The following is a 25,791-nucleotide window of genomic DNA, read 5'->3' as shown; positions in this document are numbered from 1 at the left end:
TCGAGATCGAGGCGCTCAAACGCCAGCTCGGCCAGCTCTTCACAAGGGTGATCGACCTGTCGCCGGATATGCCCGAAGAACTGAAACAGATCGTGAATATCGAGGCCCCGCATGTCATGACCGACCTCATGGCAGCCCATCTCGGACGCCTGTCCACCGAGGACAAAATGGCCGTTTTGGAGACGCTGCCGCTGCAGGAACGCATGAACAAGCTGCTCGGCTTCCTGACCCGTGAGACCCAGGTCCTGGAGCTCGGCGCCAACCTGCAGAGTCAGGTCGCGAGCGAGATGGGCAAGGCCCAGCGCGACTACTATCTGCGCGAGCAGCTCAAAGCCATCCAGAAAGAACTGGGCGAGGGCGACGAGCGCGGCGAGGAGCTGGACGAGCTTCAAAAGAAGATCGAAGAGGCCGGTCTGCCCGAGGACGCTTTGAAGGAAGCGAACCGCGAGTTGGACCGTCTCCAGCGGATGTCGCCGGGAGCGCCAGAGTACACCTCGGCCCGATCGTATGTCGACTGGATGGCCGCGCTGCCGTGGGCGATCTCGACGCTGGACAACCTCGATATTCCCGAGGTCAAAGCTGTTCTGGACTCCGACCACTATGGCCTGGAGAAAGTCAAGGACCGCATCTTAGAGTATCTGTCCGTGCGCAAGTTCAAGAGTGAGGGCGATCTGCGCCAGCCGATCTTGTGCCTGGTCGGACCTCCCGGAGTCGGTAAGACGAGCCTTGGCAAGTCGATTGCACGGGCGATGGGCAAGAAGTTCGTGCGGATCAGCCTGGGCGGCGTCCACGACGAATCGGAGATCCGCGGCCACCGGCGCACCTATATCGGCGCGCTGCCCGGCCAGATCGTCCAGGGCCTGAAGCGCGCGGAGACGAACAACCCGCTCTTCATGCTCGACGAGATCGACAAGATCAACGCCGACTTCCGGGGCGACCCGTCGTCCGCGCTGCTGGAAGTGCTCGATCCCGAGCAGAACAGCACGTTCCGCGACAACTATCTGGATGTCAACTTCGATCTTTCGAAGGTGCTGTTCGTGACCACGGCCAACATGCTGGACACCATCCAGCCGGCCCTGCGCGACCGCATGGAAATCATTGAACTGTCCGGGTACACGGAAGAGGAGAAAGTCGAAATCGCCAAACGGCACTTGATCCCGAAGCAGGTTGGCGAGCACGGCCTGACATCTGAGCAGCTCAGCTTCACCGAGGAAGGCGTGAAAGCCGTCGTGCGAGGCCACACTCGCGAAGCGGGCGTCCGTAACCTGGAGCGCGAGCTCGCGACGATCTGCCGCAAGGCGACCCGCGCCTTCGCCGAAGGCCGCACAGAACCCGTCGTCGTGGACAAGAAGCAGGTGGAAGAGTATCTCGGCTCTCCGCGCTTCGAGTACGAAGAGATCGCGGAGCGCACCGAGCAGCCGGGCGTGGTGACAGGCTTGGTCTGGACCCCCGTTGGCGGCGATGTCGTCTTCATCGAAGCCAGCCGCATGAACGGCGGCCACGGCCTGCAGCTCACGGGACAACTGGGCGACGTCATGAAAGAGTCGGCGCAAACCGCCCTCTCCTACGTTCGCGCCCACGCCGCAGCCTTGGGTGTCAAACCCGACTTCTACGAGAAGTCCGACCTGCACATCCACGTCCCGGCCGGCGGCGTGCCGAAAGACGGCCCCAGCGCCGGCGTGACGATGACCTCGGCCATCGCCTCGCTGCTCAGCGGCCGCCCAATCAAACCGGCGCTCGCCATGACCGGCGAAGTGACGCTCTCGGGCAAAGTCCTGCCCGTCGGCGGCATCAAAGAGAAAGTCCTGGCCGCTCGCCGCGCAGGGATCAAAACGATCATCCTGCCCGAGCGCAACCGCAAGGACCTGATGGAGGACATTCCGGCGGAGCTCCGCAAGGACATGACCTTCATCTTCGCCAAGAACGTCCAGGACGTCATCGACAACGCCCTCGTCCCCATGGACCAGGTCCGCAAAGGCAAGGGCAAAGACAAAAAGAACGGCCACACGAAACTCAAAACGAGCGAAAGCGCCCCGCCCGCGCCCGACGCCGTGGCGAACGTGCCGTACAATGCGTAAGTAATAGACCTCTTGCATAAGTCCCATTTCAGGGTAAGCCTGTAGATGGGCGCAGAGCAGCGATTACCCACTTATGCAAGAGGTCTAATGAGAGATGAGATCAGCCCCCGCGCCTTACGGCGCGGGGGCTGATTTTATTTTGTGGTTTACTGGATTTCTTCATCCTGTGGCTCAGTAACCGCATGATGTTTGTGAAGCTCAGTGAGGATTTGCTCTGCGGATAATGGATAATCCGCACATCTTACAGCCCAGGTGCGACCGGGGTGAACCGTATCCCATGGAGAACGCTTCTGCCCATATCGTCCGCGCCCTGGATCATGATTGCCAAACCCGGAGAGAGACACGTTCCAAATGGGGCGATGCGTGTTGATGAGCATGGATTCTGTAAGGGGAACCCAAATATCGTCCACAACAAGATAACGACACCAGAAGTCTTCTAGGCTTAGATTTTGCGCTTGAGCGACGGATTCGGCGTGTTCGCGCAAGCGATTATACAATACCAAGCCGGGCTTCGCATCGGCGTCAATGACACCGATGCGGCCTCCCTTAGGAATGGCTTTCCCGACATAGATAGGAACCAGAAAGTCTCCCTGAGTGTTTGACTTCGCTACGGAGGCGTATTCAACAAAGTCGCCATTGTAATAGATGGCGTATACACCGGCGCCAAGGAACGGCGTAATCTTACCTAGCGGCTCAGGGATTTTCGCCAAAAGCTGGTCGGCTACGCTTCGCGCGAGATTTGCCTTGTCCAGCGGATTATACGGCGACGGGTCGTTTGGATTCGACATTCTGAGCACTTTCCAATCGTGCGCGGACACTGCTAGCGATTACATGACCAAGCGTGACTGGTACTGCGTTACCCAACTGCCGCATGCTTTCCGACCAGCTGACTGGAAAGACATAGTTGTCGGGAAATGTCTGGAGGCGTGCGCTTTCCCGAATGGTGAAATAGCGCACGGAGCCATCAGGCAGCGCAACCATATTTTCACCGCCAGGCACGCCATGGTCGCCCGCCTTCAACGTCTTAGCGGCTTCGTCCAATGGGCTTCCAGTATGTCCCGCATAGGAGCGTGCGCCAGGCATAAATCGATGATTCAAGAAGCTCTCCGCTTCCGAAGATCGCGGATCAGGAAGCCCCACAATTGCGTCTCTAACCGTTCGCCAGCGTGTTGGGGACGAAAGCGGAAGGTCAAAATGCAACTGGTTCAATCGGGAACGCAATCTTAAAGGAGGCAGAGGACGATCTGAGCGCGAAACTCCATGCTCTTCCCAATATTCACCCGATATCCATTGCGCGTGCGCCAAAGCGTCAAGGCTATGTGTCGGTTCTGGATATGACCATTCGATTTCAAGATCTTTCCGAAATCCTACAATCACAACACGCTCGCGCTTCTGAGGAACACCATAATCCGCAGAATTGAGCAATCGAAAGACAACGTTGTAGGAAAGACCATGAACACGCCCCGCCGTATACTGGCGCTCCAGACGACGCTGATGGTCTTCCCAAGTCTCGTCAACGCCACGAGTTATCTCCGGGAAAGTTAACTGCAATATAATATATTCCAGGTACGTACTGAACGATTCGCGCAGCAGCCCTTTCACGTTTTCAAAGATAAACGCTTTTGGGCGTAATTCACGCACGGATCGAACCGCCTCGGGAAACATATTTCGCTCGTCCAGATGCCCCCGATGTTTCCCGCCCATCGAAAACGGCTGACAGGGAGGGCCTCCCGCCACAAGATCGATGCGATCCTGCAACGAGCGATAGTCAAACAGACTCACATCCATTTCGTGCAGAGGCCAATGCGTTACCGGCTCGATGCCCCGCACCTGGTTCTCACGCACGGTAACGCACGTCTCACGGTTAAACTCGATAACGGCGTCATGCGTAAATCCAGCCTTCGACACGCCCATCGCCAAACCGCCCGCGCCGGCAAATAACTCCACTGATCTCAATTTACGCCTCCAAAAATTCGATGAGTTTTTTGCGCAGCAAGTCCGTTCGCTAGGCTTCACACTCCCATATTACCAGCACCCGCTACCCTGCGTCTCGTAAAGCGGCTTGATTTCGAGTCCAGCCCTCGTGCAGACGCCAGAAGCAGCCATGCACAAATATCGCTTTGCAGCGCTTTCGAAACACAATGTCGGGTTTTCCTGGCAATTCGGCGGTGTGAAGATGACAACGATTGCCCAGCGAATGCAGCAGCTTCCGCACAGCCATCTCAGGCTTTGTGTTTTGGCCCCGCACACGCCCCATGCGTTCACTACGCTGCACTGGAGTTAAGGTATCGCCGTGATAATCAGAAGAAGGCGGGCATTGCGTGGTCGCCATTGGCGTATTCTCCCATACGCCATTCCTACCCGTTTATCCTCCAATTGTACGCCTCAAGCCTGCTCCTTTAGTACACTCACACGTCCGTTCAAATTCCGGAACGCTTTGAAAAAATTTCTTAGAAGGCTTTTACAGTGTATGCTCGCTAAACGCATCCGACACATCCACACTCAGCAACTTATCCGTATCGAACCCCTTAAACTGCTCAGCCATCAGCCCAATCTGGCGCGGACGCCCCAAGCGTCCGCGCCCGGAACTTAAGCGCTGATATTCCTCAGGCGAAAGCACCACCGCAATCACCACATTGCCGTCGCGAATCTCGACTGGCCCTTGCTTCGTCATCTCCCAGACTTCTTCAAGATTATCTTTTGCAAACTCGACCGTGACGGATATCATCACATTCTCCTCCACATCAGCCCATTACTGCTCTTGCCGGACAGACCACAACATCTCCATCACTTTTGACGGCCCACACCAATGCGCCATTTGCGCCAACGGATACCGAGTAGAGCGGCTTATCTTCGTCAATGGATACACTGGAGAGAACGGCGCCATCTCGCGCACTGTAGACCTCAAGGGCGCCGTTCGGATTGCCCCACAAGATTCGCTCCATGTCCAGGAAGATAGGTTCGGTGTAAGGCGGCCCCCACCAATTACCTAGCATACCGCCCGGAATAGGAATCTCTACTTTCAAAGTCCATAGCAAGCTGTCCGAAGTCAAATCGTAGACACAAAGCGAGGCGTCTCTTTCAAACGAACCGCGTGGCTCCCATTCCACCGACGCCAGCATTATTCCGTCTGGACTGAAGGCCAGGTATGTTTCTTTCGCCTCGTTGGCGTTGAGAATATGATCGAGATCTTCATCGAAGGGTAAGGAGGTGTCAAACCACTCAAGCTCAATAGCCTCCTGGTAGCGGCGTTTTACGGCGAGATGAGGCGCATCGGCGTGCACGGCAAGCGACTGCGGATATTCTCCACCAGCATAATCGCCAATGAGCTCTAGCGATGGATATTTCAGTACATATGCGTCTTCACCCCCCATTTCAATCACCGCTATTTGAGCGCCATCATCACTCAGAGCCATAAATTTTGACTTTGGCAAAGCGCCTTTGAAGGAATGAAGCACCTTTAAACTGTTCCAATCCCACAGTTCAATTTTACCGGAGGGAAACAGTAATAAAAGCTGATCAGCTTCGGGAACAGCACAGACTTTGAGGAGCGCGCCACGACCGATTTCGACGCGCGCAAGGAGTTGTGGGCGTCCATCCTGCTCTCCCCAGCGCGCCAGGGCGCCGCCGCGCTCAACAGAGATGGCTTCGCGGCGCAGGGAATGCGCGTGAACGGAAATAGAAACCATTTTGCCGGGCGAAAAGCGGTCTCCGAGTGATCGAAAGTATTCCGCGATCACCAGCTGTGGCAGCTCCATCGCCAGCAGCACCGGCGTCAAACACGAGACGTTTGCGATACCGCGATCTGCCCCGCTTTCACAAAGAAGCTGAACAATATGAACATCCCCTTTCCGAACAGCGAGATGCAGCGCCGTGTCGCCGAGTTTGTCCTGTGCGTTTAAGTCCGCGCCAGCTTCCACGAGGCGACGAATACTCTTTCGCAGCCCGTGTATGGCCACGTAATGAAACACCGAGTGCCCGCTTCGCAGATCGCGGACATCAATACAAGCGCCGGCGGCGAGCAGGACAGGGAGATTTTCTTCGGCGCTGCGAAAGAGAGATTCCAGAAGAGGCGTCACTCCAGATGTGGTAGTCGCCTCAATGTCCGCCCCAGCGTCGATCAGCATTTGGACGATTTGCGGGCCGTGTTCACTACGATTGCCGCTTGCGGAATGCAAAGGCGTCAATAGCTGAGTGTATGGCGCGTTGACGTCGGCGCCATTCTCCAGCAGTGTTCGCACCACATCGATATCTCCGAGCCCGGCGGCGTTATGAAGCGGAGTGCTTTCCATCCAGCCAAGTTCATTGACATTGGCTCCGCAGTCAATGAGAAACTTCGCAATACTCCCATGACGCGCAAAGTGAAGCAGGGTTCTGCCGTAGTGGTCGTAAGATAACGGTAACCCCGGGCGCTCTTCAACAAGTTGCTTCAGCGTTTCTAAGTCGGACTCCTGGACGGCCTTAACGGCATCTGGAGTCCCATCGTCCGGCGTCTGCCCTTTGATGCTCATTCTACGATTCCCTTTGTGTCAGCCAAGCGCGTCATCGGATAGACGGCGATCTTGCCTTGGCTATCCACCATCCAAATCAATTCTCCCTGCGCGCCAACGGAAACAGAATACAGCGGACTGCCGTCGCCAACAAGCAGACTGGAAAGAACCGCGCCATCTTCTGCATTGTACACAGTCAATTCTCCATTTGGAGTTCCCCAAAGAATTCTCTGATCGTCCAGAAAGATCGGCGTGGAGTAGGCAGTTGCTCCAAAGTCGAATTTCGAAGTCGCCAAAGATGGAATTTCTGTGGACAAAGACCATAACAGCCGATCGTCGGTCAAGTCATAGACTTCCAGCACAGCAAATGACTTATTATTGGAACCGTCCTCTTCACCCACAAAAGCGAGATTTCGACCATCCGGACTGAAGCACGGAAGGGGATGATAAGGAGCATGGCGTTTCAGGAAATGATTTCCTGCATCCCCCTGTCCTTGAGACGTATCCACCCAAGCAAAATTTGCAAATCCGAACTCACTGTTTATTTCCGCTGCGGCAAATCGTTTTGTTTCGGCGTGGACCGCAAGAGAAGCGCACTCTTCCTCTAACCAGTATTCGCCCAGCAGATCCAGCGACGGGAATGCAGCAATTCGAACGGACATGCTGTGGACCGGCGCAAACACAAGCTGACTTCCATCAGCGCTGATGGCGAAACAATCTGCATAAGGACACCCCTTGTTCACAAAGCGAACCAACTCCAGCGTATCCCAGGATCGAACTTCGAGGGTTCCCTGCCCTCCGAGCAGCAAGATTTCGTTTGTCCCTGGGATTTGGCGCACGTCTGCTAAGCGGCCGAGGCTCGTTTCCACATATGCGGCGATTTGGATACCGTCGTCACTCTGGCGCCAGCGCGCGAGGACGCTGGATGAGCAGATGCCAATTGCCTCCCGACGCTCGGAATGCGCCCGTAAAATAAAAGGAAACGTCACTTCCGCCGGAGGCAGGCGCCCGATGGACTTGTAATATTGGATCAACGCGGGCTGAGGCGCTTGCATCGCAAGACGCATAGCGGTAAATTGGGTGTGGCTGAGCAGTTCGCTATCGGCCCCCAATTCTTCCAGAAGTTTGATCATATCCGCATCTCCCGCCCTTACCGCCCTATGGAGAGCCGTCTCGCCAAAGCGGTTTTGCGCGTTGATATCGGCGCCGGATTGAATCAGGAATGGAATACATCGGCGCCAGCGATTTTGGGCAGCGTAGTGGAGCGCGGTATCGCCATTGTTGTCGCTGGCGCCCACACGGGCGCGAGCATCGATAAGTACGAATATCACCACTTCGAAACCTCGGGAGGCGGCTTCGAGAAGCGGCGTCTTTTGGAATGTATTCAATGCCTCGGCATCCGCGCCGGCGCTAATCAGCATCTGCGCGACTTGGGCCGCGAGCGAAGCGCCGCGTATTGGTTTTGGGAAATGCAGAGGCGTACTGGAGTAGCAGTTCCGCGCATGAACGTTCGCTCCGTTCTCAAGCAATACGTGCACGAGCTCGGTAGTCCCAAGGCTCGCCGCGATGTGCAGGGGAGTGTTTTCATCTTGGCCGACAGCGTTGACGTCAGCGCCCGCACGAATCAGCACTCGCGCAATGATGCTGTTGTCGGCGCAGTGCAGGAGAGTGTTATTCTCATGATCTCGCGCCGTGATTAGCTCAGGTATCGTTTGCAGTATTCGGGAGAGCGTCGCCTCATCCGAGTTTTTCGCGGCCGCAAACGCCAGAGCGCCGCTCATCTCCATCTGGCGATGGTGGATTTCGTTCCCAGAAAGCGGCTGATTATCATCCAATATTTCGTCCATCGATTTCTTTCGGCCCAACAGGCGACTTCAGCATTTAGAGAAAAGCGGCGGACGGCAAAACAGCGACCTCCCCATGGCTCTTGACGACCCAGATCAAGTCGCCCTGCGCGCCAACAGACGCCGAATACAGCGGCAAGCCCTCATTCACGACGACGCTGGAAAGAACGGCTCCATCCTCCACGTTATAGACTTCAAGACGGCCCTGGCGCGTCCCCCAAAGCAGCCTCTGGTCATCAAGAAAAATCGGCGCCGTGAATGTAGGCAGCCATCGGCCGTAGAGCGGTTCTGGAAAGGGGATCATGGTTTTCGGCGTTGACCAGAGCAGACGATCCGTTGCGAGCTCATATATCTCCAGGGCCACGTATTTCGCCTGAGCATCGCCGCTTCGTGCATACTGAGCGCAAACCGCAGCGGCAAGTTTCGTTCCGTCTAAGCTGAAGCACAGAGACGAGTGCCACAAGGCGCTGCTGCTCAGGTTTCTCTCGGAATCTTCATCGTGAACGGACTGTGACGTATCGAACCAAACGATATCATTATGCCCCTGAAAGCCGCGTCCCACGGCGACGCGTTTCGCTCCGGCGTGAAGCGCAAGTCCTCCCGTTCCTTCTCCCGTGGGGCATCTGCTCACTTCCTTCAAGGAAGGATATTCCATCACGGAAATCTCTTCCATATCACTCTCAGCCAGCGCAAGCTGCGTCCCATCGGCGCTCAAAGCCATCTTCTCCGCATCTGGCACAACGCCTTCAAAGGTTCGTAAAACTTCCAGCGTTTCCCAATCACGGACTTCGATTTCACCGCTGGATCGAAGCAATAAGAACTCATCGGCGCCAGGAGAGAGATGGATGGAGACAAATTTGCTATTATTGGTTTCTACGTACGCAGCGATTGAGGCCAATCCGTTTTGCTCTCTCCAACGGGCTAATCTTCCAAATTGCGCAAACGAAACCGCCTCCCGTCGGACGGAATGCGCTTGGATCGAAAAAGAAATGACTTCGCCCTCTTTCGGGCCAGCTTCGAGGGATTGAAAGTATTGGACGACCTCTGAGCGCGACATATCCATGGCCCGATGCAAAGGCGTCATCTGAGATTTGTCGGCTATCGACAGGTCGGCGCCAAGCCCGCAAAGCAGTTTGACGGCCCCGAGCATTCCGCGATGGCACACCATGTGCAGGGCTGTTTCGCCCCGATTGTTCTGCGCATTCAAATCAACGCCTGCATCATAAAACCACTGTAAATTTTGCAGCTGGCGACTGATTGCGGCAAGGTGAATGACCGTATTTCCGGCGCTATCTTGGACATCCCATTGCGCGCCTGCGACGAGCAGCATGGCGACCGCATCATCGCCGCCCAAGATGAGCGCTTCCAGTAACGGCGTCGACTTTTGAAGATTGAACGCATTCACGTCCGCGCCGGCGGAGATCAGCATTTCCGTAATCGGAACCACGTTTTGCCTTTGATCCGCGCTCACTCCGTAATGGAGCGCAGTATTCCCCTTGTCATCGCGCATATGAACATCTGCGCCGTTGTCGATGAGAGTACGGACTAACTCTTTATTTCCAACCTGAGCCGCCTCGTGCAGCGGTGTCCTTCTCATCCATCCAATCGCATTGGGGACAATTTTCATGTTTATCGGCGCCTCATTTTTTGCTCCCGCCTCTAGGAGGATTCTCGCAGCATCGTCATATCCTTCGCCAAGCGCCACCTGAAGCGCGGTTTCTCCAAACTCATTCCGCGACTCCAAATCCGCGCCCGCCTTCACAAGAAGCGGGATAATACGAAGCAGCCTTTTGCGAGCGGCGATATGAAGCGCAGTCTCACTGTACGCAGCTCGAACATCAACACGTGCGCCTGCGTCAACAACCACCGCCGCAACAGCTTCTAAGCCTTGGAACAGGGCGGAAAGAAGCGGCGTGTGCTGGAATGTGTTAACGCTCTCCAAATCAACCCCAGCGGCAATTAATATCCGCGCGACTTGAGCGGCGTGTCCATCACTGCGCACCGGCGCCGGAAAGTGCAAGGGAGTGGCGGAATGCTGATTCCGTGCATGAACGTTCGCCCCACTCTCAAGCAATGTTTGTACAAGAACGACATTTCCCTTGGACGCAGCCTTATGGAGCGACGTGTTTTCTTCGCATCCTGATGCATGGACATCGCCTCCATGGCGGATCAGCAGACGAACGATGATGCTGCTGTCGGCATGATGAAGCAGGGCGTCATTTTCACGATCCCGCACTGAGATGATCTCCGGATACTCTTGAAGAAGCCGAGCAAGAGCCGCTTCATCCGAGTTCTTTGCGGCCGTAAATGCAAGGGCGCTGTTATGTTCCAGTGGGGAACGGAGTGCGTGAATGTCCTGTCGTTGAAAAAATTTCTTATTATCAGACATGACTCAATTATATTCACAATGGTTGGCGGCTGTCTATCACAACCCCTTTCACTTCTCCGTATCCCGCTCCATCTGCGCGCCTTCGAACCAGAGCGTCTCCCTCGGTCCATTCCCAGAGTCCGATTCGCCGGGGTGCTCTGTGCATAGGCGAGCAGCGCCGCAGGGACTAAGCAACGCCATCAGAGGGTCCTTTCTTCTATGAGAACGGCGGCTTGTCCATATCAAGGTCAATCTTTCAACAAAAACGAAGTCCCATTCAAGTAGATCATGTCTGTCTTCTTCGGATCCGCAAGCGCAAACGAACGACGCTCCACGTGGCCGTCGTTGAAGCGCATGGTGATCGTGTATCCGTCGATCTGGTAAGTTCCGCCGGGCGACTTCCGTTCGGAACCGACGGTGATATTGGGACTGGAAAGACCGGATGAGCCGCCCCCTTCAAAGCGGCCATTGGAATGGAAGGTGAATTCGTTGACGTAGGAGATGACGGTGCTTCCGCCATAGGCCGTATCGCCGCCGCCGCCGAGGTGCGAATAGTAACCGGAAAGCTTCAGACCGGTTCCCGCACCGGAGCGTATCCAATGCTCCTTCTCCCAGCCGCCCTTCTCCGAATAGGTCTGATAAGCGCCTCCCACGCGGCGCCAGCGGCCCCACGCCTTGGGACGCAGGCGGCGCGCTGCGGCAACATTAAAGTCCGCCGGCGGCACATCCAAATCTTCGTAGTATGTGCCGTCTTTCAAGGCAAGCAGCGGCTCATAGGCGACATACATATAGCCGCCGACGCCCCCTTCCATCGTCTGATAGATGAACACGCCTTCCATCTGCGACGACTTCACGCCCGCGCCAGGCTTCGTCGTGTATTGCAGGCGGTTTTGCGCCATGCGCGACAGCGGTCTGGGTTTGGAGCTTCCCGAGCCGCCCCCGGAATCGGAAGGCGTGTCGTGCGCCACACGGCTTGAATCAGCGCCCGAGAGCCCCATCACGAGCTTCAGCGACGGTTTCATGTACGCCATATAGATTTCGCGCTTCGGCGAAGTCAGCACGCGAATAAGCTGCGCTTTCCCGCCAGGGCGGCGCACGGCCATGTACGCCACAACACGGCTTATCCCGGAGGGTGTCCGTATTCCTCGCGTACAGAGATAAAAGCGTCCCTTGGTATTTTCCGTAATCGAGCCGGGACTGGCGACGGTTCCCAGACGTGCGCTGTCGGCGTCCATCTGGTCGGCCATCCAGGAGCGCAGGCTATCCGACGCAAGCGAAGCCGCAGGTTTGACGGTCATGGTGAAATATTCGCCGTCGGGCACATCCGGCGGCGTGAAGACTCGGTCCGCGCCGGATCGAGTGGTTTGCCACCCATCGGGCGCGCTCTGCGCGGCGGCGGGAGTGAGAAGCGCACAGGGGCAGATGGGCAACAGAGCCGAGACTGCCAAAGCGGCCGTGAGAGGCGAAAAGTATCGTGAGATCGGCGCCATTGATATCGCCCTTTCCGTCCAACTGAACAAGCAGATGCTCATGAGTGAGCCGAAAAGGCGATACCCAATCCAGGCAAGGATCAAAACGCGAAGCCGAAATCCGTGTCTGAATTTGTGAGAAATCACTGTGAATATGGAACACTGTAGCAGTCCGCTGTGTAACGCTCATTCATCTCGGAAGAGGACCCTATGACACGCCCTGCACGATGGTTCATCGTTCTCATACTCGCCGCGCTTGCCCTCCCCGCAGGAGCCGAGACGCCGGAACAGACCAAGGCAAAGGGCACAGCTCCCGAAACGACCGTTCTTCCCAAGCCCGGACTGCCGCTAAACTCGTCGCCCAACGCGCTTTCGGCAAACGCGTCGCTGCTGATGGTCAAAGCGGAGCGGGATAAGTACTGGCTGAACGCCAAGACGGAGATCTACAAAAGCACGCTGGAGCTGATCGCGCAGCGCGAGACGGAGCTGGACCGAGGTCTGAGCTTCAGCATCCTGACGCGCGGCAACCCAACACGCAAGCAGATCGCCCTGACATTTGATGACGGTCCGCATCCCGCGTATACCCCGCAGCTGCTCAAGGTTCTGAAGGATAACGGCGTCAAGGCGACGTTCTTCGTGGTGGGCGAACAGGCGGAGAAGTACCCAGAGCTGATTAAGGCGGAGGTCGCGGCGGGCCATTCCATCGGCAACCATACCTACGACCATGTCAGTCTGATCAAGATCCCGCAGGAGTATGTCGGCACGGAGATCAAGGCATGTGGTGAGGTGCTGGAGCGCATCATCGGCAAGCCCGTTCATATCTTCCGGCCGCCCGGCGGCGTGTACGATCGCCAGGTCGCCGAGACGTCCGAGGCGCTCGGCTACAAGATGATCCTCTGGACCGACGATCCCGGCGACTACGCCAGCCCCGGCTCAAATGTGATCGAGACACGCACGCTGGACCATGTCACCAACGGCGGAATTATCCTGCTGCACGACGGCATTCAGCAGACAGTGGACGTGCTGCCGCAGATCCTCAAGTATTTGAAAGGCAAGGGTTACGAGTTCGTGACCATCGAGCAGATGATCAAGTAGGAGAAGGCAGTGAAAACGTCTTCTTTTCTACTTCCCATGCCGGGTGATATGCTCCGCGCGCAGGCGCTGGTATTCGGGATCGTCACGCACGCCTTGCCAGATCCCATAGAAGATCCGCGCCGACTCGGCTTTCTCGCTTGTCGCCCAGTCTTTGGCCTGGGGCGCGACCTCGCCCTTCACGTACTTGCGGCCGCTGGGATGGTTTGCGTAGCGGCGGGCGCGGTGTATCCCATTTGGAGGAACTTGCGGGCCATGTCCATGCCGACGAAGTCGTTTGCTGCTTTGTATCGGTCGAAGAGCGCCCGGATTTCGTCGGCGGACTGTTGGGCGATCTCGGGAGTTTTGAAGCGCCAGTGGGGCAGGATCTCGGATTTGTATGGCTCGACCATCAGCACGCCCTGCTCGCCGATGCCGACACGGTAGAGCTCGGGATGCTCTCGAAAATCGATTGTCTTGTAGTCGAGCGAATAATCGAAGCTCATGGGAGATTGTCCACGTAGTCGATATAGGCCTGAACGTCAAACTTGCGCTCGCAGCCCTTGCGGTTCATATAGCGGACCTTGCCGAAGATTGGGCGCTCCATCCATGGTCGATCGTGCAGGCCGGCGATCGACCAGAGGATGTTGGCGTAGCCGTTCGGATCGCGGCCGTCCAGGAAGTATTTGTCGTTGAGATAGATCGCGTGCGCAAGCGCGCTCTCGGGCGCAGCTGTCCATTCTAAGATTTTCTTGGACCAGTACATGCGCATGTACCCATGCATCTTGCCCCGGTACACCATCTCCCGCTGGGCGGCGTTCCAGAGGTCGTCGTGTGTCGCGGCGTTTTCGAGCTGTTCACGCGTGTAATCGAACGGACGCGGGTCGGCGCGGTGGTCATCCAGCGTCTTGCGCGGCCAGTCGGTCGCGCCGCTCAGCGTGTCGTATTGTTTGTTGTAAAGACAGTAGTTGTCGGTCAATTCCCGGCGCACGAGCAGTTCATCGAGAAACGCAGCCTTATCGTCTTCCGTACCGTTGGATTTGGGGACTTCCAGGGCCAGCCGCTGCGGAGCGAGGTGCCCGAAGTGCAGATAGGGCGACAGATCGGATTGCCCAGGCCGGCCGGGGATATTGCGCTGCGCGGCGTAGCCGCGCAGCCGATGCGTGAGGAACTCTTCCATCGCGGCCTGCGCGGCGACCTCGCCGCCGATTGCCCACTTCACCTCAGGGACATCCATGTTCACGCGCAGCGAAGAGCGCGCCGCGTCCCAATCAATCGCTTTGCAGTCGTGTGACCAGGGCGTCGATTGCCGCTCAACATCCGAGAACTCTTCCAAATAAGTCGGCCAGAGCTTGCGCAGCTTGTGACGGATCGTGTACGCCCCGGCCTCCTGTTTGGGCGACGCTTCCCAGGCGGGAACGACGTTGTGCGCGTCAACTTCGAATATGGGAATCGTCACCTGTTCGGCGACGCGCATCTTCCAATGGCGCGGCATTTTCAGCGGCAGAAAGTCGGCGAAAATTGCCCCAACGTCCCACTTCTTAACGCACTCTAAAATCAGCGTTTCGGGATCGCCCATGAGTAAGTAAAATGGAATATCGAGTTTTCGGAGGCCCTGTTCAACGTCTTGCAGACCGCGCAACATAAAGCCGTACTGCCGGATCGTGGCGCCGAGGTAGATGGGAACAAGGGTAAAAACGACAACCAGAGGAACGGCATGCTCGTGAGCCATTTTCTGAGCGGCGATCAGGCTCCAATTGTCGTGGACGCGATGCTCGCGCCCCATCCAGTAGAGTACAGGGCGGCCACCGCCGGCGTACTCGTGTGAGTTGAAGCGCCGGATGCGCGTGGGATTCATATGCGGATCGATTTCTAAGCCGGAAGGCTGGGACGGAAACGGCGCAAGCGCCGCAGCGTTATTCCTTCGAATAACGCCGGACGGCGCTTGCGTGTTCCCAGAGGGGATGAGTGAGTTTAAGACCAGTCCGGCGTGTATTGCTTCCCCGTGACCTGCTCGTATTTTTTCTGTAAGTCCGGGCGGCGCTCTAAGTTGGTGCGGATCTGCTGATCGATCTGCGCGGCCAGCATCTTCATGGCCTGCGGCGGAGTCAGGATGCGGTTTTCCACCTTCTGGACGTATTCCGTGTACCAGCGGCTCGTGATCGCCGCGTCGATAAACGGGCTGTACTGGATCGGTTTGGCGTTGTTGATCGCGGTGACGAATGCCTGGTGGAACTCAGGATCGGGCACGATGTCGTTGACCAGCGCTTTGCCGGAGGAGGCTAGGTTTGGATCCGGCGGCAGCGAGTCGCCGTCGTCCACGATGATCTTGCTGTACTGGGGGCTGGCCAGATACTGCAGGAACTTCAGCGATTCCCTCCAATGCAGGCTTTTGGCGTTGACTCCCGCCCCGCGCGCTCCGCAGGCTCCGCCGGACGGGCGATCGCCGACACGCGGAAGCGGCACGGCGCCAATATGTCCCTGCATCTCCGGGAAGTTGGGGAGCTGGCAAATATACCAGCGGCCCGTTTCGACCATCGCCGCCTTGCCGCCGGAGAAGATCGTCAGACCGCCCGATCCCCACCCGCCCTGTGCGGACATATTCGCCGAGTCCATCGGAGTCGGGATGACCTTGTCCTTGTACATCATGTCGGCGTAAAGCTGTACCGCCTTGATGACTTCCGGGGAGTTTAGGGTGGAGTGCAGCCCGTCGGCGGTGAAGTATTGGCCGCCGCAGCCGACGATCGCATTATTGACGAAGCCGTTCCCATCGTTGTTGGCGAAGGGGATATCCTTGTTGCCCGCCTTCGAGGGCTTATCCTGAAGCTCCTTGCTGACACGCACGAAGTCGTCATACGTCCAGTCGGGCTTCGGGTAAGCCACGCCGTGGTCGTCAAAGATCTTTTTGTTGAAAACAATGGCGTCGACCGCGACATTGCATGGGAACGCGTATTGCTTTCCCTCCACAAGCAGGGCTTTCTGCAGAGAGGGGTAAGTGTGCGAAGGGTCGAAGCCAAGGGTTTTCGCGTAGGGCGTCAGATCCAGCAAAATGCCCGCCTCGACCAGAGACTGCATCTTATCGGCCGTCACGTCCATGAGGTCCGCCCCCGTGCCGGTGGCGCACTGGACAATGACTTTGGTGGAGTCTCCACTGGCGTTGGGATCGACCGCAACCGCCGTGTCTGGAAACATCGTCCCGAAGGCGCTAGTCTGCACGACGCGCGCCGGATTGGGGTCCGTGGCCCACTTCAGATGGACCTTGCCATCTTCCTTTGGATGAACCATCGTCGCCTGCGCGACCGCGTACATCGCGACAAACAGCACGGCGCAAATTGAAAAAAGCTTCTTCATTCCGTAAACCTAGATTTAACCCTTCACGCCGCCGAGCTGAAGACCGCTGACCAGATACTTCTGGAAGATGCTGAAAACGATGATCAGCGGCGCAATGTTCATCACAGTCGCCGCCATGATCAGCTCCGTCTGACGCCCGTAGCTGGTGTCCAGCGACATCATGCCCACGGACATCGGGAAGAGCTGGCCGTCGTTGAGCATGATCAGCGGCCAGAAGAACGATTGGTAGCTGCCGAGAAACGTCATGACGGTCAGCGCGATCAGCCCCGGGCGAGCGAGCGGCATCACGATGTCCCAGAAGATCTGCCAGTGATTGGCGCCATCGATCGTCGCCGCCTCATCCAGCGCCGGCGACACCGACATCATGAACTGCCGCAGGAGAAATGTCCCGAAAGCGCTAAATGCCACCGGGATAATCAGCCCATGATAGGTGTTGATAAAGTGCAGCGAAACCATGCCCTGGAAGTTGGGAATTGTGAGGACAACGCTGGGGATCATCATGGTCGCCAGATACAGCATGAAGACCTGATCCCTTCCCTTCCATTTGAGCCGCGCGAAGGCGTAGGCGGCCAGCGCGCTCGTGAGCACCTGGAGCAGCGTGGTCCCGAAGGCCATAAATACCGAGTTGAAGTACCAGCGTCCGAACTGCAAGTCGAGCTTCTTGTTCTGGACAGGCTCCTTTTCCAGTGTGAGGACGATCGGATAGTTGTGCGCGGTGGCGTGATGCGGCACAATCTGCGGCTGCTCCACCTCGGCGCGCTGCTTGAAGGACGAGGCCACCATCCACACAAACGGCATGGAGATCATCAGGCCCAGCACCGAAAGGAGCGCCAGGCGCCAGGTCAGCGAGACGCGCCGCCGCGACGCAAAATTATTAGTCATCCATCTTTTCCTTGGCCAAAGGCCGGAAGCGAATCTTTAATCGACTTCGAGGCCCTTGCCGAATTTCCAGTTGAGCGCCGTCGCGGCGAAGACGATCACAAACAAGATCCAGGAGATCGCCGAGGCGTACCCCATGTCCAGATCCTGGAACGCCTTGTTGTAAATATAATAACTGAGCGTCGTTGTCGATCCCGCCGGGCCGCCGGCGGTCATAATACGCGCCTGCTCAAACCCGCCCTGCAAGCCGCCAATGATGCTGGTGATCGTGATGAAGAAGGTCGTCGGCGCCAGCTGCGGCCAGGTCACATGGCGGAACTGCGCCCATGGCCCCGCGCCGTCGATGTCGGCGGCTTCGGTCAGCTCTTTGGGAACGTTGGAAAGGCCAGCCAGATAAAGCAGCATGCTCGTGCCGCCAATACAAGTCCAGGTTCCCATCAAAACGAGTGCAGGTTTGGCCCAGGCGACGTCGCCCAGCCACTCCGGCGCGGTCGCGTGGATGCCCAGCGAGTGGAAGATCGCGTTCAGGCCGACGTTGATAGGCCCGGTCTTGGGGTTATAAAGCGCCTTCCAGAGGATCATCAAGGCGACGCCGGCGGTGAAGGTCGGCAAGTAGAACAGCGTCCGGAACGCCACCACATTGAACCCGATCCCCAGCGCCGCGATCAGCCAGAGCAGGCCGACGATCAAGCCCGCGTTTGGATTGCCTTGCGTCCAAATCACCCCGCCCATCACAAGACCAATGACGAGCATGGTCGCCGCGCCGACGACCCGCTGCCGCGCTTCTCCGGAGGGCAGGTCCTGATGCAGCAGCAGGGCAAGCGCCAGCGATCCGGCGATCCCAAACGGGATGCCGATCATCAGGAAGATCGTGTTGTAGAAGAACTGCCAGAAGTAAGGATCGCGCGGCTGATAGGCGTGCGTCATCGCGCCGGACAGCAGCCAGAGACCAATCGCCCCGGCCGAAAGCACGAGCCCGGGCAGCGTTCCGCGCCCAAACTCCCAGGGCGCGTCTTTCGCCGCCATGCTCCAGCCACAGATCAGGGCCGCTCCGCCGCCCAGCACCAGGCCCTGCAGTGAGTGAGTACATCCCACGAAGACAAAGCCGGCTCCGGTCAGCGCGAGCAGGGCGCCGCCCAGCTTGATGCCCCGCCACTGCGCCATATTCGCCCACAGCGCGCCCACCAGCGCAACGGTGACCGCGAGCGCGCAAACGAGGAACCCGGCAAGCACCGCCGGCGCCCCCGGCCCTGTGGCGTTCACGCCGAGAAGATCGGTAAAGTTGCGCAGACCCACATACTCGAATTTGACGGCGGGTTTCAGCGACCAGTTGGTGAAGGACATCCACAGGGAAAAGATGACCGGGAAAAACGTAAACGCCAGAAACCCGATCAAATTCGGAAGCAGAAACGCGAGCGCCGTGAGAATCGCCGCCCGCTCCCGCCGGCCGGCCCCGCCACCCCGCGCGGCTGTCTTGGCTTTGACCTTAGCTCTGGGAGCCAGCTGTTTCTGCTGGACTTGTTGAAAATTCATGGTCTGTTTTCCATTGCCATCCGAAAATTTACCGCCAAACATCACCAAACGCCACCAAAAACAGCAATAATTGCAAAAGGATCGTACAGTGCAGACTTAAGTCGCTTTAGGCGAACCGAAAGGGCGCTTTAACGCTCCAGCATCTTTTAGTATGACACAAGAAATCAAGAATATCCCAGTATTTTTGGGGAGGTTTGCGGAATAATAAGACCCACTGCACCGAAACTTATTTTGAGACAAATACGAAACAATTATTCAAACCTAATCCATTGGCTCATTCGATCCTTACAGTATTCTCTCCATAAATTTACCAGTACAAGATATCTTTACCATGAAATGCAGATAAAATCCTCAATTTGATTTTCATATTGACATTTCCCTCGATTCATGCAATAATATATTCACGTTCGCAAAATTAAGGTGAACGGAACGCGGTCGTCCTCAGGGCGAGCCGCTTTTTTTTGGTTTTCAGCTGCGAGCAAATTTTCTGAGATCGACTTTCGTTGTTTGCCGAAACGCCCCTTATGGAAACATAATCAATTATCGTGATGCGTAGAAATTAGGAACGAGGATGGAGGGAGGAAAGCGTTGCCGGGAGTTTATAAGCTGATCTTCACGCCGGGCGGGCACTTTCGCGTTCAGCGCGGCACGCGCGGCAACGAGTACTTGCTGAACGACGGCTACCGGCTCGAAGTCTGGCGTCACCCTGTCTTTTGCTTCTCCTGCCGCGCCTATACCGAAGGCGAAGTCGTGACGCCGGTCAGCGAAGTCGACGCGCAGATCGAGTCCTGCCGCCGTGAATTGCGCCGGGTCACACAGGGCCGCACGGACCGCCCACGCGTCCGCGAGCGCTTCAACGACCTGACCGAGCGGATCGAGCGCCTGGAGCTTCGCCGATCGTGGAGCCGTCAGCGCGTCTCCCCTCCCCGATGCCTGGAGTGCGGCTGCACCGAACTGGTGTTTCTCAAGCGCGGCGAGGAGATCGCAAATCCATCGGGCAAAGGAACCGTGCGCCTGGAATGGCTGGGCATGTGCTCCCTGCGCCCGCGCAACTTCACGTACAGCCCCGAAGGGGATCGCCTGCCCGGATATTCCCTGCCGCAATTGTGAGAGACGACCGAACGCTGCCTAACCCCCCGGCGCTGAAGCGCTTTTCCCCCTTCCCTGCAAGCTGCTTCGCAGTGGGAAGGGGGAAAGCGAGCTTTAGCTCGATGGGGGGATAGGCCCCTCACACCGTCACCACTTGCTTCGCCTCGGCCGCGCGGTAGGCGGCGAGGGCGATCGCTAGGGCGCGCAGGCCGTCTTCGCCGGTGGCGATGTCCGGAGCGTCCTCACCGGCGCAGAGTTTGAGGAAACCGTCGACAAGCGCGCCGTCGAGACTGCTCCCCCAGCCCGGCCATGTAACACGGCCAGTCGCATCCTCGTAGTGTTCGAGCTGCTGACCGAACATATCCAGGTCCATCACGCCGCTGGTTCCGACGACTTGCAGTGTCACGTCGCCCCAGGTCGGGAAGGTCTTGGGCCGAGACCAGCTGGTGTCGAGCGTGGCGAAGACGCCGCCTTCGTAGCCGATGGTCAAGAATCCCGTGTCGTCGTACCCCTCATGATAGAAGCCATTGCCGATCTCGGCGTGGACTTCCGTCGCTTCTTTCCCAAGCAGCAGCCAGAGCAGATCGGCGACATGGACCGTATGGTCGATTACCGCCCCGCCGCCCGAAAGGGGCAGATCGATGAACCAGCCACCGGGCATCGTTCCCCGATTCGTCCCGCGAACCGCGAGGATGTCGCCGAGGGCTCCGGCCTCGACCTGCGCGCGCAGGCGCTGGAAGGCGGGCGAGTGACGGCAGGGAAACGCCGTCGCGAGCTTGACGCCGCGCGCGGCGCAGTAGTCGATCATCGCGCGGGCGTCTTCCAGGGTCGTGGCGAGCGGCTTTTCGCTGACGACGGCCTTCACCCCTGAATCTGCGGCCAACTCGGTGAGCCGGCGATGATGAATGTTCTCGCTGGCGACAACCACGCCGTCCAGGCCCAGCGCAAGCAGTTCGGCTTCGATGGGATAGAACGTGGTGGCATAGCGCTCCGCCATCGCGCGGCCGCGCTCAGCGTCGGCGTCCCAGACGCCGGCCAGGGTCGCACCGCGCCGCGCCGCGATCTCACTGGCGTACGACTGCGCGTGCCCGTGAGCAAAAGACAGAATTCCGATCTTCAATGGATTGCTTGTCGTGGTCATCAGAGGGTTACCGCCTTTCCGGTCGCGATCGATTCCAGTGCGGCGAGAGCGATCCGGGCCGCCTCCAGGGCGTCGTACACGGTGACCGGCGGCGTCATGCCGGCGCGCAGCGCCTGAACGAAGGCGTTCAGTTCCTGGTAATAGGGATCGTCGTTGGGGATCATCGGGCTTTCCGGCATAATCACCGCCGCGCGCCCCCCTTCCGCGCCGCGCAGGCTGGAAGAGAGCGAGACGCTTTTGAGCGAGTCGTGCGCGATCAGGCCTTTATCGCCCGCGACTTCAAACGTCGTCTGAAAGCCGCTCGGGTGCGCCCACGACCCCGTCACATGCCCCACCACGCCCGACGCAAAGCGCAGCGTCACCAGCGCATAATCTAAGCCCTTGTCAAAGCGGCTGCTCCCAAAGAGTCCCTTCGCCATGACGCTCCTCACGGGGCCGAAGGTCCAGCGCAGCCAATCGAAGTCATGCAGGATCATATCCAGCACCACGCCGCCGCTCTTGTCGGGGTTGGCGTACCAGTTCTCCCGCCCGGTGATATTCGGAAACCCAGATAGCCGCGCCGTGCGCACCGTCGCGGGCGTTCCCACCCCGCCTTCATCAATGATCTTCTTCGCGGCCGCGAACTCCGGGAAATACCGAACGACATGCCCCGCCATCGCCGGCACGCCCGCCTTCTCGACCGCCGCGACAATCGCCTCGCAATCCTCCATGCTGCGCGAAAGCGGCTTCTCGACAAAGATCGCCTTACCGGCCGCCGCCGCCCGCTCCACATACTCCCGGTGATTGGGCGTCGGCGTACAGATATCGATGATATCCGGCTTCGCCATCGCCAGCATCGTCTCCCAATCGCTAAACGCCGGTCCCAGCGCCGCCGCCGCGTCCTGACGCGGGTCCAGCACGCCGACAATTTCGATGCCTTCCATCCGCTTCCAATGCGTGGCGTGCCACCCGCCCATGTTGCCGGCGCCCACCAGCGCCACACGATAAGTCATAGAGTGATCGTCCTTTGATTACGCCGCAGGGATTTGAGATTTCACGAGCGGCGGGGAAGCTGTAGTCTTACGGCGATTGTACCAGAACAGAACCTGATTCCCAGGGCATGATAACACACGTTCTACATCCGGCCCGGCTTCCCATCACCATCACCTTTGCCAAGACTTTTGTGCATAGGGTTGTCGGCGCGGGGCATAGCAAACGCCATCCAACGCAATGCAGACAACAATTCGCTGCACTCTGTTACGCTGCCTTCTTGGTATCACTGCTCGGCCGATTTGTCAGGATGGCGCTCGCGATGAGGTGAAAGAGATGATCCCCCCGTGGCGCGAATCCGGGTTGGTCGACGAGCCAGGCGAGCGCCGACATCAGGGCGAACAGGTCGACCCCATCCATATCGGCGCGCGCCGTTCCCTCGGCCTGGGCACGGAACAGGAGTCGCGCGCCCACTAACTGGAGCGCTGTGCTTGAAGCGTGAAGCGCGGAGTCCGGGTCCGCATGGGCGCTCGCCAGCAAGGCGCAGACACCGCTATAGCTATGAGTGAACGCCACTCCTTCGCGAAACCAGGACACCAGTGCTTCGTCAGGGGAACTCGACGTTTCGAGTTCGGCTGCCTTCTGCGTCAGTGCGTCCACCTGCAAATGCAGCAGAGCTTCGAACAAGGCTTCTCGCGTCCGGAAATGGCGCTGCAAGGTGCCCAGCCCGACGCCGGCCCGGCGGGCGATTTCTCGCATGGAGGCGTCGGCGCCCTGCTCGGTGACGACTTCGCACGCGACCGCAAGCAAATGGCTGTGATTTTTTCTGGCGTCGGCTCGCATAAATTTTAAATCCTCTTGACAAACGGGTCAATGACCCTCATAATAGAATACGTATCTGGGTCACTGACCCATATGATACCGCACATTTGTGTATATGGCAATAGAGGCGCAGTACGACGCCACGAAAGGAAAAGAAAAATCATGGGAAAGCTAGACGGTAAGGTTGCAGTCATCACGGGGGGATCCAGCGGGATTGGCTTGGCCACAGCCAAGCGCTTCGTGGAAGAAGGCGCGCACGTCGTGATCACCGGGCGACGAGAGAAAGAGCTGAAGGAGGCCGCAGCCTTCATCACGAGAAACGTTACGACGTTCGTGGGCGACGTGTCAAGCTTGGAAGATCTCGACCAGCTCTATGCCGTCGTGAAAGAGAAACATGGTCACATCGATGTACTCTTCGCGAATGCGGGCGCAGGTACAATCGCCCCGCTCGCAGTGGCTACCGAGGCACATTTCGACCAGACCTTCGACGTCAACGTAAAGGGAATGTTCTTTACGGTGCAAAAGGCCCTTCCCCTTTTCAAAGACGGCGGCTCGATTATCCTGAACTCCTCAGTCTCGAACGTGTTGGGACTCCCAGGGTTTACCGCCTACGCCGCGAGCAAGGCGGCTGTGCGCAACTTCGCGCGCGGCTGGACTCTGGAATTGAAAGACCGCAAGATCCGTGTGAATTCGATGAGCCCCGGAGCAATCGATACCCCAGCCTTAGCGACGACAACGGGCCTCACCGCCGAACAGGCCGAGCAAGCGGCCGAACAGTTCACCACCCAGATCCCAATGGGGCGCAGAGGCATGCCGGAGGAAATTGCGGCAGCAGTCACGTTCCTCGCCTCCGATGAAAGTTCCTATATCACCGGCGTGGATCTCCCAGTCGACGGAGGCATGGCGCAGGTCTGACGCCGACGCCGTCCCGCGTTTGGCCCTCCAGCCTCGCCAGTCGCGGGACCACCGGTACGCGGAGCCGAGAGCGCCGTCGCTACTCGTTCCCAGGCGTGCGCGCAGGACTTGATCGATGGGGCGAGCGACCTAGCCAATGTTCGCTTCGCGAACCTTACTTTCTAACATTAGATCGGAGAAATATCATGAGCTATGCAATTGTAGGATTCGGTGCGGTGGGCCAGGCCCTCGCTCAGGCCTTCGCCCGTAAAAACATCGACGTGACCGTCGCGAGCCGCCGACCGACCGAGGCGTTGGCGCCGCAGGCTGGGGCGATTGGACCTACGGTCGTCGCCAAGTCGCTGCGGGATGCACTCGAGGCCGACACAATCTTTTTGGCGGTCCCGTTCGGGGAACATCGCGAGGTTGCGAAGGCCCTGCCGAGCTGGAAAGGCAAGACGGTCATCGACGTGACGAACGCGTTTGGAATTCCTGTTGAGGAACTGGACGGCCTCCCGTCCTCCGCCTTCGTCGCGAAGGCGTTCACCGGCGCTAAGATCGTGAAAGGTTTCAATCACCTGATTGCGGCCACCCTGGCTGCCGATCCGGTCGACAAGGGCGGCTATCGGGTCGTCTTTCTGTCGAGCGACGACGAGGACGCGATCGCTCCTGTGGCGGATTTGGCCAAACAACTCGGGTTCGCGCCCGTCGAGCTGGGAAAGCTCAACGAGGGTGGCGCGCTGGTGCACGCACGCAGCCGCACTTGGGGCCAGCTCATCTTCCAGGATTTGTTCAAGAAGGAGCAGTAATCGATGACTATGTTAGCTTTGGAGGAAGAGCGTAAATTCAACATAAAAAACAACGAAAACAAAATGGAGAGATTTCGATGAGCACACACGAGAATGTCCAAATTGTGAAGGACTTTTTTGCAGCAATGGGCCGCGGCGATAAGCAAGGTCTGCTGGCGTTGTCTTCCGAAGATGTTGAGTGGATCATTCCGGGCGAGGACTGGGCGCTGGCCGGCGTGCACCGCGGGCACGCGGGATTGGCGGATCTGCTTCAGAAGTCTTCCGAGCTGGAAACTTCATTCCCAGAGCCTCCCGAGTTCGTAGCGCAGGGAGACCGGGTTCTGGTGGTCGGCTTCGCTACGGGGAAAGTCAAAGCCACGAATAAGACGTTCGAGGACCATTGGGTCTTCGCCATGACCGTTCGAAATGGCAAACTGACGAACATCCGGGAGTATATCGACACGCAAGCACTGGCGCGGGCCTCCGAGGTGGACGCGAGCCCCAGGCCCTGATGCGCCGCACGCGCTAGGACCGTTCAAGGATGGCGGGTCGCTCGTCCAAGCCAGGGGTAATATCTGGGGTAATTTGAATGATGGCGTTCGGGAAGCGTTACACAGTTACATGGCGGCCGTGCTGAACAACACCGGGGCTGCCCGGTGGTACTGATTAACTCTATCGAGGACATTTCTTAAGCGAAATAATATTATCTTCGATGAAAAATATGTATGGCATTAGGTTGTACGCCCCATACACGCCTACATGTCTACCCTGACAGCCCCAACGGGGCGAACTATTAAGAGCCCAGGGCAGCGCCCTGGGAACCTAGGATAGTAAACGCAACGGCAAAACATCCCTGCGTAGTGCATAATATTCCTACCATGACTCAATCCACGCTCGCCATCCAGACGGACCACCTGCGTAAGGTCTACGGAGGCTCCAAACCGTTCGTCGCCGTGCAGGACATGAACCTGCAAGTACAGCGCGGACAGGTCTTCGGGTTCCTTG

The 25,791-nt window shown here is 58.0% G+C and carries 23 protein-coding genes and 1 pseudogene; 7 read left to right on the top strand and 17 right to left on the bottom strand.

Annotated features, from left to right (window positions below):
- Positions 1–2,078, top strand: a 2,078-nt coding sequence (gene lon, locus ABIZ35_RS24480; protein WP_348222549.1) for an endopeptidase La, incomplete at its 5' end; no start/stop codon positions are given.
- 146 nt (positions 2,079–2,224) lie between these two features.
- On the opposite strand, the gene ABIZ35_RS24475 is transcribed toward lon, so the two are convergent.
- From ABIZ35_RS24475 to ABIZ35_RS24450, 6 genes are all read right to left on the bottom strand, one after another.
- The gene (locus ABIZ35_RS24475) at positions 2,225–2,866 is read right to left on the bottom strand and encodes an Eco29kI family restriction endonuclease (protein WP_348222548.1); all 642 of its coding nucleotides are present in this window, start codon (positions 2,864–2,866) and stop codon (positions 2,225–2,227) included.
- A complete protein-coding gene (locus tag ABIZ35_RS24470; protein ID WP_348222551.1) occupies positions 2,835–4,034 on the bottom strand; it encodes a DNA cytosine methyltransferase in 1,200 nt (399 codons plus the stop codon). The genes ABIZ35_RS24475 and ABIZ35_RS24470 overlap by 32 nt, the downstream gene beginning before the upstream one ends.
- Positions 4,035–4,116: 82 nt before the next feature.
- A complete protein-coding gene (locus tag ABIZ35_RS24465) occupies positions 4,117–4,410 on the bottom strand; it encodes a hypothetical protein (RefSeq protein ID WP_348222547.1) in 294 nt (97 codons plus the stop codon).
- Positions 4,411–4,539: 129 nt separating this feature from the next.
- Entirely contained in the window at positions 4,540–4,806 is a 267-nt protein-coding gene (locus tag ABIZ35_RS24460) for a hypothetical protein (RefSeq protein ID WP_348222546.1), read from the bottom strand.
- 16 nt (positions 4,807–4,822) lie between these two features.
- The gene (locus ABIZ35_RS24455; protein ID WP_348222545.1) at positions 4,823–6,589 is read right to left on the bottom strand and encodes an ankyrin repeat domain-containing protein; all 1,767 of its coding nucleotides are present in this window, start codon (positions 6,587–6,589) and stop codon (positions 4,823–4,825) included.
- Positions 6,586–7,866, bottom strand: coding sequence for an ankyrin repeat domain-containing protein (locus tag ABIZ35_RS24450; protein WP_348222550.1), 1,281 nt, complete (start codon positions 7,864–7,866; stop codon positions 6,586–6,588). Before ABIZ35_RS24450 ends, ABIZ35_RS24455 begins: the two co-directional genes overlap by 4 nt.
- On the opposite strand from ABIZ35_RS24450, the gene ABIZ35_RS24445 reads away from it, so the two are divergent.
- Entirely contained in the window at positions 7,780–8,268 is a 489-nt protein-coding gene (locus ABIZ35_RS24445; RefSeq protein WP_348222552.1) for a hypothetical protein, read from the top strand. The two genes, ABIZ35_RS24450 and ABIZ35_RS24445, sit on opposite strands and share 87 nt — an antisense overlap.
- Positions 8,269–8,449: 181 nt before the next feature.
- On the opposite strand, the gene ABIZ35_RS24440 is transcribed toward ABIZ35_RS24445, so the two are convergent.
- From ABIZ35_RS24440 to ABIZ35_RS24430, 3 genes are read right to left on the bottom strand one after another with little or no spacing between them, the layout of a single operon-like run.
- A complete protein-coding gene (locus ABIZ35_RS24440) occupies positions 8,450–10,801 on the bottom strand; it encodes an ankyrin repeat domain-containing protein (protein WP_348222544.1) in 2,352 nt (783 codons plus the stop codon).
- 48 nt (positions 10,802–10,849) lie between these two features.
- Entirely contained in the window at positions 10,850–10,981 is a 132-nt protein-coding gene (locus tag ABIZ35_RS24435) for a hypothetical protein (protein ID WP_348222543.1), read from the bottom strand.
- Positions 10,982–11,028: 47 nt separating this feature from the next.
- Positions 11,029–12,270, bottom strand: a complete 1,242-nt coding sequence (locus ABIZ35_RS24430; RefSeq protein WP_348222542.1) for a hypothetical protein — start codon at positions 12,268–12,270, stop codon at positions 11,029–11,031.
- A 189-nt stretch (positions 12,271–12,459) separates the two neighbouring features.
- Between ABIZ35_RS24430 and ABIZ35_RS24425 the strand changes: the two genes are divergently transcribed.
- The gene (locus tag ABIZ35_RS24425; protein ID WP_348222541.1) at positions 12,460–13,344 is read left to right on the top strand and encodes a polysaccharide deacetylase family protein; all 885 of its coding nucleotides are present in this window, start codon (positions 12,460–12,462) and stop codon (positions 13,342–13,344) included.
- A 27-nt stretch (positions 13,345–13,371) separates the two neighbouring features.
- On the opposite strand, the pseudogene ABIZ35_RS24420 reads toward ABIZ35_RS24425, so the two are convergent.
- The 5 genes and pseudogenes from ABIZ35_RS24420 to ABIZ35_RS24400 form a co-directional block, all read right to left on the bottom strand.
- A pseudogene (locus tag ABIZ35_RS24420) lies at positions 13,372–13,826 on the bottom strand (DUF4385 domain-containing protein).
- Positions 13,823–15,178 carry a deoxyribodipyrimidine photo-lyase gene (locus tag ABIZ35_RS24415; protein ID WP_348222540.1) on the bottom strand — a complete coding sequence of 452 codons (1,356 nt, stop codon included), beginning with the start codon at positions 15,176–15,178 and terminating at the stop codon, positions 13,823–13,825. The pseudogene ABIZ35_RS24420 and the gene ABIZ35_RS24415 overlap by 4 nt, the downstream one beginning before the upstream one ends.
- A 116-nt stretch (positions 15,179–15,294) precedes the next feature.
- The gene (locus ABIZ35_RS24410) at positions 15,295–16,671 is read right to left on the bottom strand and encodes an extracellular solute-binding protein (RefSeq protein WP_348222539.1); all 1,377 of its coding nucleotides are present in this window, start codon (positions 16,669–16,671) and stop codon (positions 15,295–15,297) included.
- Positions 16,672–16,686: 15 nt separating this feature from the next.
- Complete coding sequence (locus tag ABIZ35_RS24405; RefSeq protein ID WP_348222538.1) at positions 16,687–17,553, bottom strand: carbohydrate ABC transporter permease; 867 nt, start codon at positions 17,551–17,553, stop codon at positions 16,687–16,689.
- A gap of 36 nt (positions 17,554–17,589) precedes the next feature.
- Positions 17,590–19,083 carry a sugar ABC transporter permease gene (locus ABIZ35_RS24400; protein WP_348222537.1) on the bottom strand — a complete coding sequence of 498 codons (1,494 nt, stop codon included), beginning with the start codon at positions 19,081–19,083 and terminating at the stop codon, positions 17,590–17,592.
- 588 nt (positions 19,084–19,671) lie between these two features.
- Here ABIZ35_RS24400 and ABIZ35_RS24395 point away from each other — a divergent pair.
- Positions 19,672–20,193, top strand: coding sequence for a hypothetical protein (locus ABIZ35_RS24395; protein ID WP_348222536.1), 522 nt, complete (start codon positions 19,672–19,674; stop codon positions 20,191–20,193).
- A 118-nt stretch (positions 20,194–20,311) separates the two neighbouring features.
- Here ABIZ35_RS24395 and ABIZ35_RS24390 read toward each other — a convergent pair whose 3' ends face one another.
- From ABIZ35_RS24390 to ABIZ35_RS24380, 3 genes are all read right to left on the bottom strand, one after another.
- Entirely contained in the window at positions 20,312–21,313 is a 1,002-nt protein-coding gene (locus ABIZ35_RS24390; protein ID WP_348222535.1) for a Gfo/Idh/MocA family oxidoreductase, read from the bottom strand.
- On the bottom strand, positions 21,313–22,305 hold the full coding sequence (locus tag ABIZ35_RS24385) for a Gfo/Idh/MocA family oxidoreductase (protein ID WP_348222534.1): 993 nt from the start codon (positions 22,303–22,305) through the stop codon (positions 21,313–21,315). The genes ABIZ35_RS24390 and ABIZ35_RS24385 overlap by 1 nt, the downstream gene beginning before the upstream one ends.
- Before the next feature lie 244 nt (positions 22,306–22,549).
- Positions 22,550–23,125 (bottom strand): TetR family transcriptional regulator, encoded by a 576-nt coding sequence (locus ABIZ35_RS24380; RefSeq protein WP_348222533.1) that lies wholly within the window; start codon positions 23,123–23,125, stop codon positions 22,550–22,552.
- Positions 23,126–23,266: 141 nt separating this feature from the next.
- On the opposite strand from ABIZ35_RS24380, the gene ABIZ35_RS24375 reads away from it, so the two are divergent.
- The 3 genes from ABIZ35_RS24375 to ABIZ35_RS24365 all read left to right on the top strand — a co-directional run bounded on the left by ABIZ35_RS24375 (position 23,267) and on the right by ABIZ35_RS24365 (position 25,298).
- Positions 23,267–24,019 (top strand): glucose 1-dehydrogenase, encoded by a 753-nt coding sequence (locus tag ABIZ35_RS24375; protein ID WP_348222532.1) that lies wholly within the window; start codon positions 23,267–23,269, stop codon positions 24,017–24,019.
- A gap of 185 nt (positions 24,020–24,204) precedes the next feature.
- The gene (locus tag ABIZ35_RS24370; RefSeq protein ID WP_348222531.1) at positions 24,205–24,807 is read left to right on the top strand and encodes an NAD(P)-binding domain-containing protein; all 603 of its coding nucleotides are present in this window, start codon (positions 24,205–24,207) and stop codon (positions 24,805–24,807) included.
- A 77-nt stretch (positions 24,808–24,884) separates the two neighbouring features.
- On the top strand, positions 24,885–25,298 hold the full coding sequence (locus ABIZ35_RS24365; RefSeq protein WP_348222530.1) for a nuclear transport factor 2 family protein: 414 nt from the start codon (positions 24,885–24,887) through the stop codon (positions 25,296–25,298).
- Positions 25,299–25,791: the final 493 nt, after the last annotated feature.

It is taken from the genome of Capsulimonas sp., assembly GCF_039929585.1.
Taxonomy (GTDB): Bacteria; Armatimonadota; Armatimonadia; order Armatimonadales; family Capsulimonadaceae; genus Capsulimonas.
The sequence above is the reverse complement of the archived record's forward strand: the minus strand, read 5'-3'. Positions and strand labels throughout refer to the sequence as shown.

Excerpts from the sequence above, each read along its gene's own strand:
- ABIZ35_RS24475 (WP_348222548.1), bottom strand. The coding sequence starts at position 2,866 with ATGTCGAATCCAAACGACCCGTCGCCGTATAATCCGCTGGACAAGGCA.
- ABIZ35_RS24465 (WP_348222547.1), bottom strand. The coding sequence starts at position 4,410 with ATGGCGACCACGCAATGCCCGCCTTCTTCTGATTATCACGGCGATACC.
- ABIZ35_RS24460 (WP_348222546.1), bottom strand. The coding sequence starts at position 4,806 with ATGATATCCGTCACGGTCGAGTTTGCAAAAGATAATCTTGAAGAAGTC.
- ABIZ35_RS24455 (WP_348222545.1), bottom strand. The coding sequence starts at position 6,589 with ATGAGCATCAAAGGGCAGACGCCGGACGATGGGACTCCAGATGCCGTT.
- ABIZ35_RS24440 (WP_348222544.1), bottom strand. The coding sequence starts at position 10,801 with ATGTCTGATAATAAGAAATTTTTTCAACGACAGGACATTCACGCACTC.
- ABIZ35_RS24435 (WP_348222543.1), bottom strand. The coding sequence starts at position 10,981 with ATGGCGTTGCTTAGTCCCTGCGGCGCTGCTCGCCTATGCACAGAGCAC.
- ABIZ35_RS24430 (WP_348222542.1), bottom strand. The coding sequence starts at position 12,270 with ATGGCGCCGATCTCACGATACTTTTCGCCTCTCACGGCCGCTTTGGCA.
- ABIZ35_RS24425 (WP_348222541.1), top strand. The coding sequence starts at position 12,460 with ATGACACGCCCTGCACGATGGTTCATCGTTCTCATACTCGCCGCGCTT.
- ABIZ35_RS24415 (WP_348222540.1), bottom strand. The coding sequence starts at position 15,178 with ATGAATCCCACGCGCATCCGGCGCTTCAACTCACACGAGTACGCCGGC.
- ABIZ35_RS24410 (WP_348222539.1), bottom strand. The coding sequence starts at position 16,671 with ATGAAGAAGCTTTTTTCAATTTGCGCCGTGCTGTTTGTCGCGATGTAC.
- ABIZ35_RS24405 (WP_348222538.1), bottom strand. The coding sequence starts at position 17,553 with ATGACTAATAATTTTGCGTCGCGGCGGCGCGTCTCGCTGACCTGGCGC.
- ABIZ35_RS24400 (WP_348222537.1), bottom strand. The coding sequence starts at position 19,083 with ATGAATTTTCAACAAGTCCAGCAGAAACAGCTGGCTCCCAGAGCTAAG.
- ABIZ35_RS24390 (WP_348222535.1), bottom strand. The coding sequence starts at position 21,313 with ATGACCACGACAAGCAATCCATTGAAGATCGGAATTCTGTCTTTTGCT.
- ABIZ35_RS24385 (WP_348222534.1), bottom strand. The coding sequence starts at position 22,305 with ATGACTTATCGTGTGGCGCTGGTGGGCGCCGGCAACATGGGCGGGTGG.
- ABIZ35_RS24380 (WP_348222533.1), bottom strand. The coding sequence starts at position 23,125 with ATGCGAGCCGACGCCAGAAAAAATCACAGCCATTTGCTTGCGGTCGCG.
- ABIZ35_RS24375 (WP_348222532.1), top strand. The coding sequence starts at position 23,267 with ATGGGAAAGCTAGACGGTAAGGTTGCAGTCATCACGGGGGGATCCAGC.
- ABIZ35_RS24370 (WP_348222531.1), top strand. The coding sequence starts at position 24,205 with ATGAGCTATGCAATTGTAGGATTCGGTGCGGTGGGCCAGGCCCTCGCT.
- ABIZ35_RS24365 (WP_348222530.1), top strand. The coding sequence starts at position 24,885 with ATGAGCACACACGAGAATGTCCAAATTGTGAAGGACTTTTTTGCAGCA.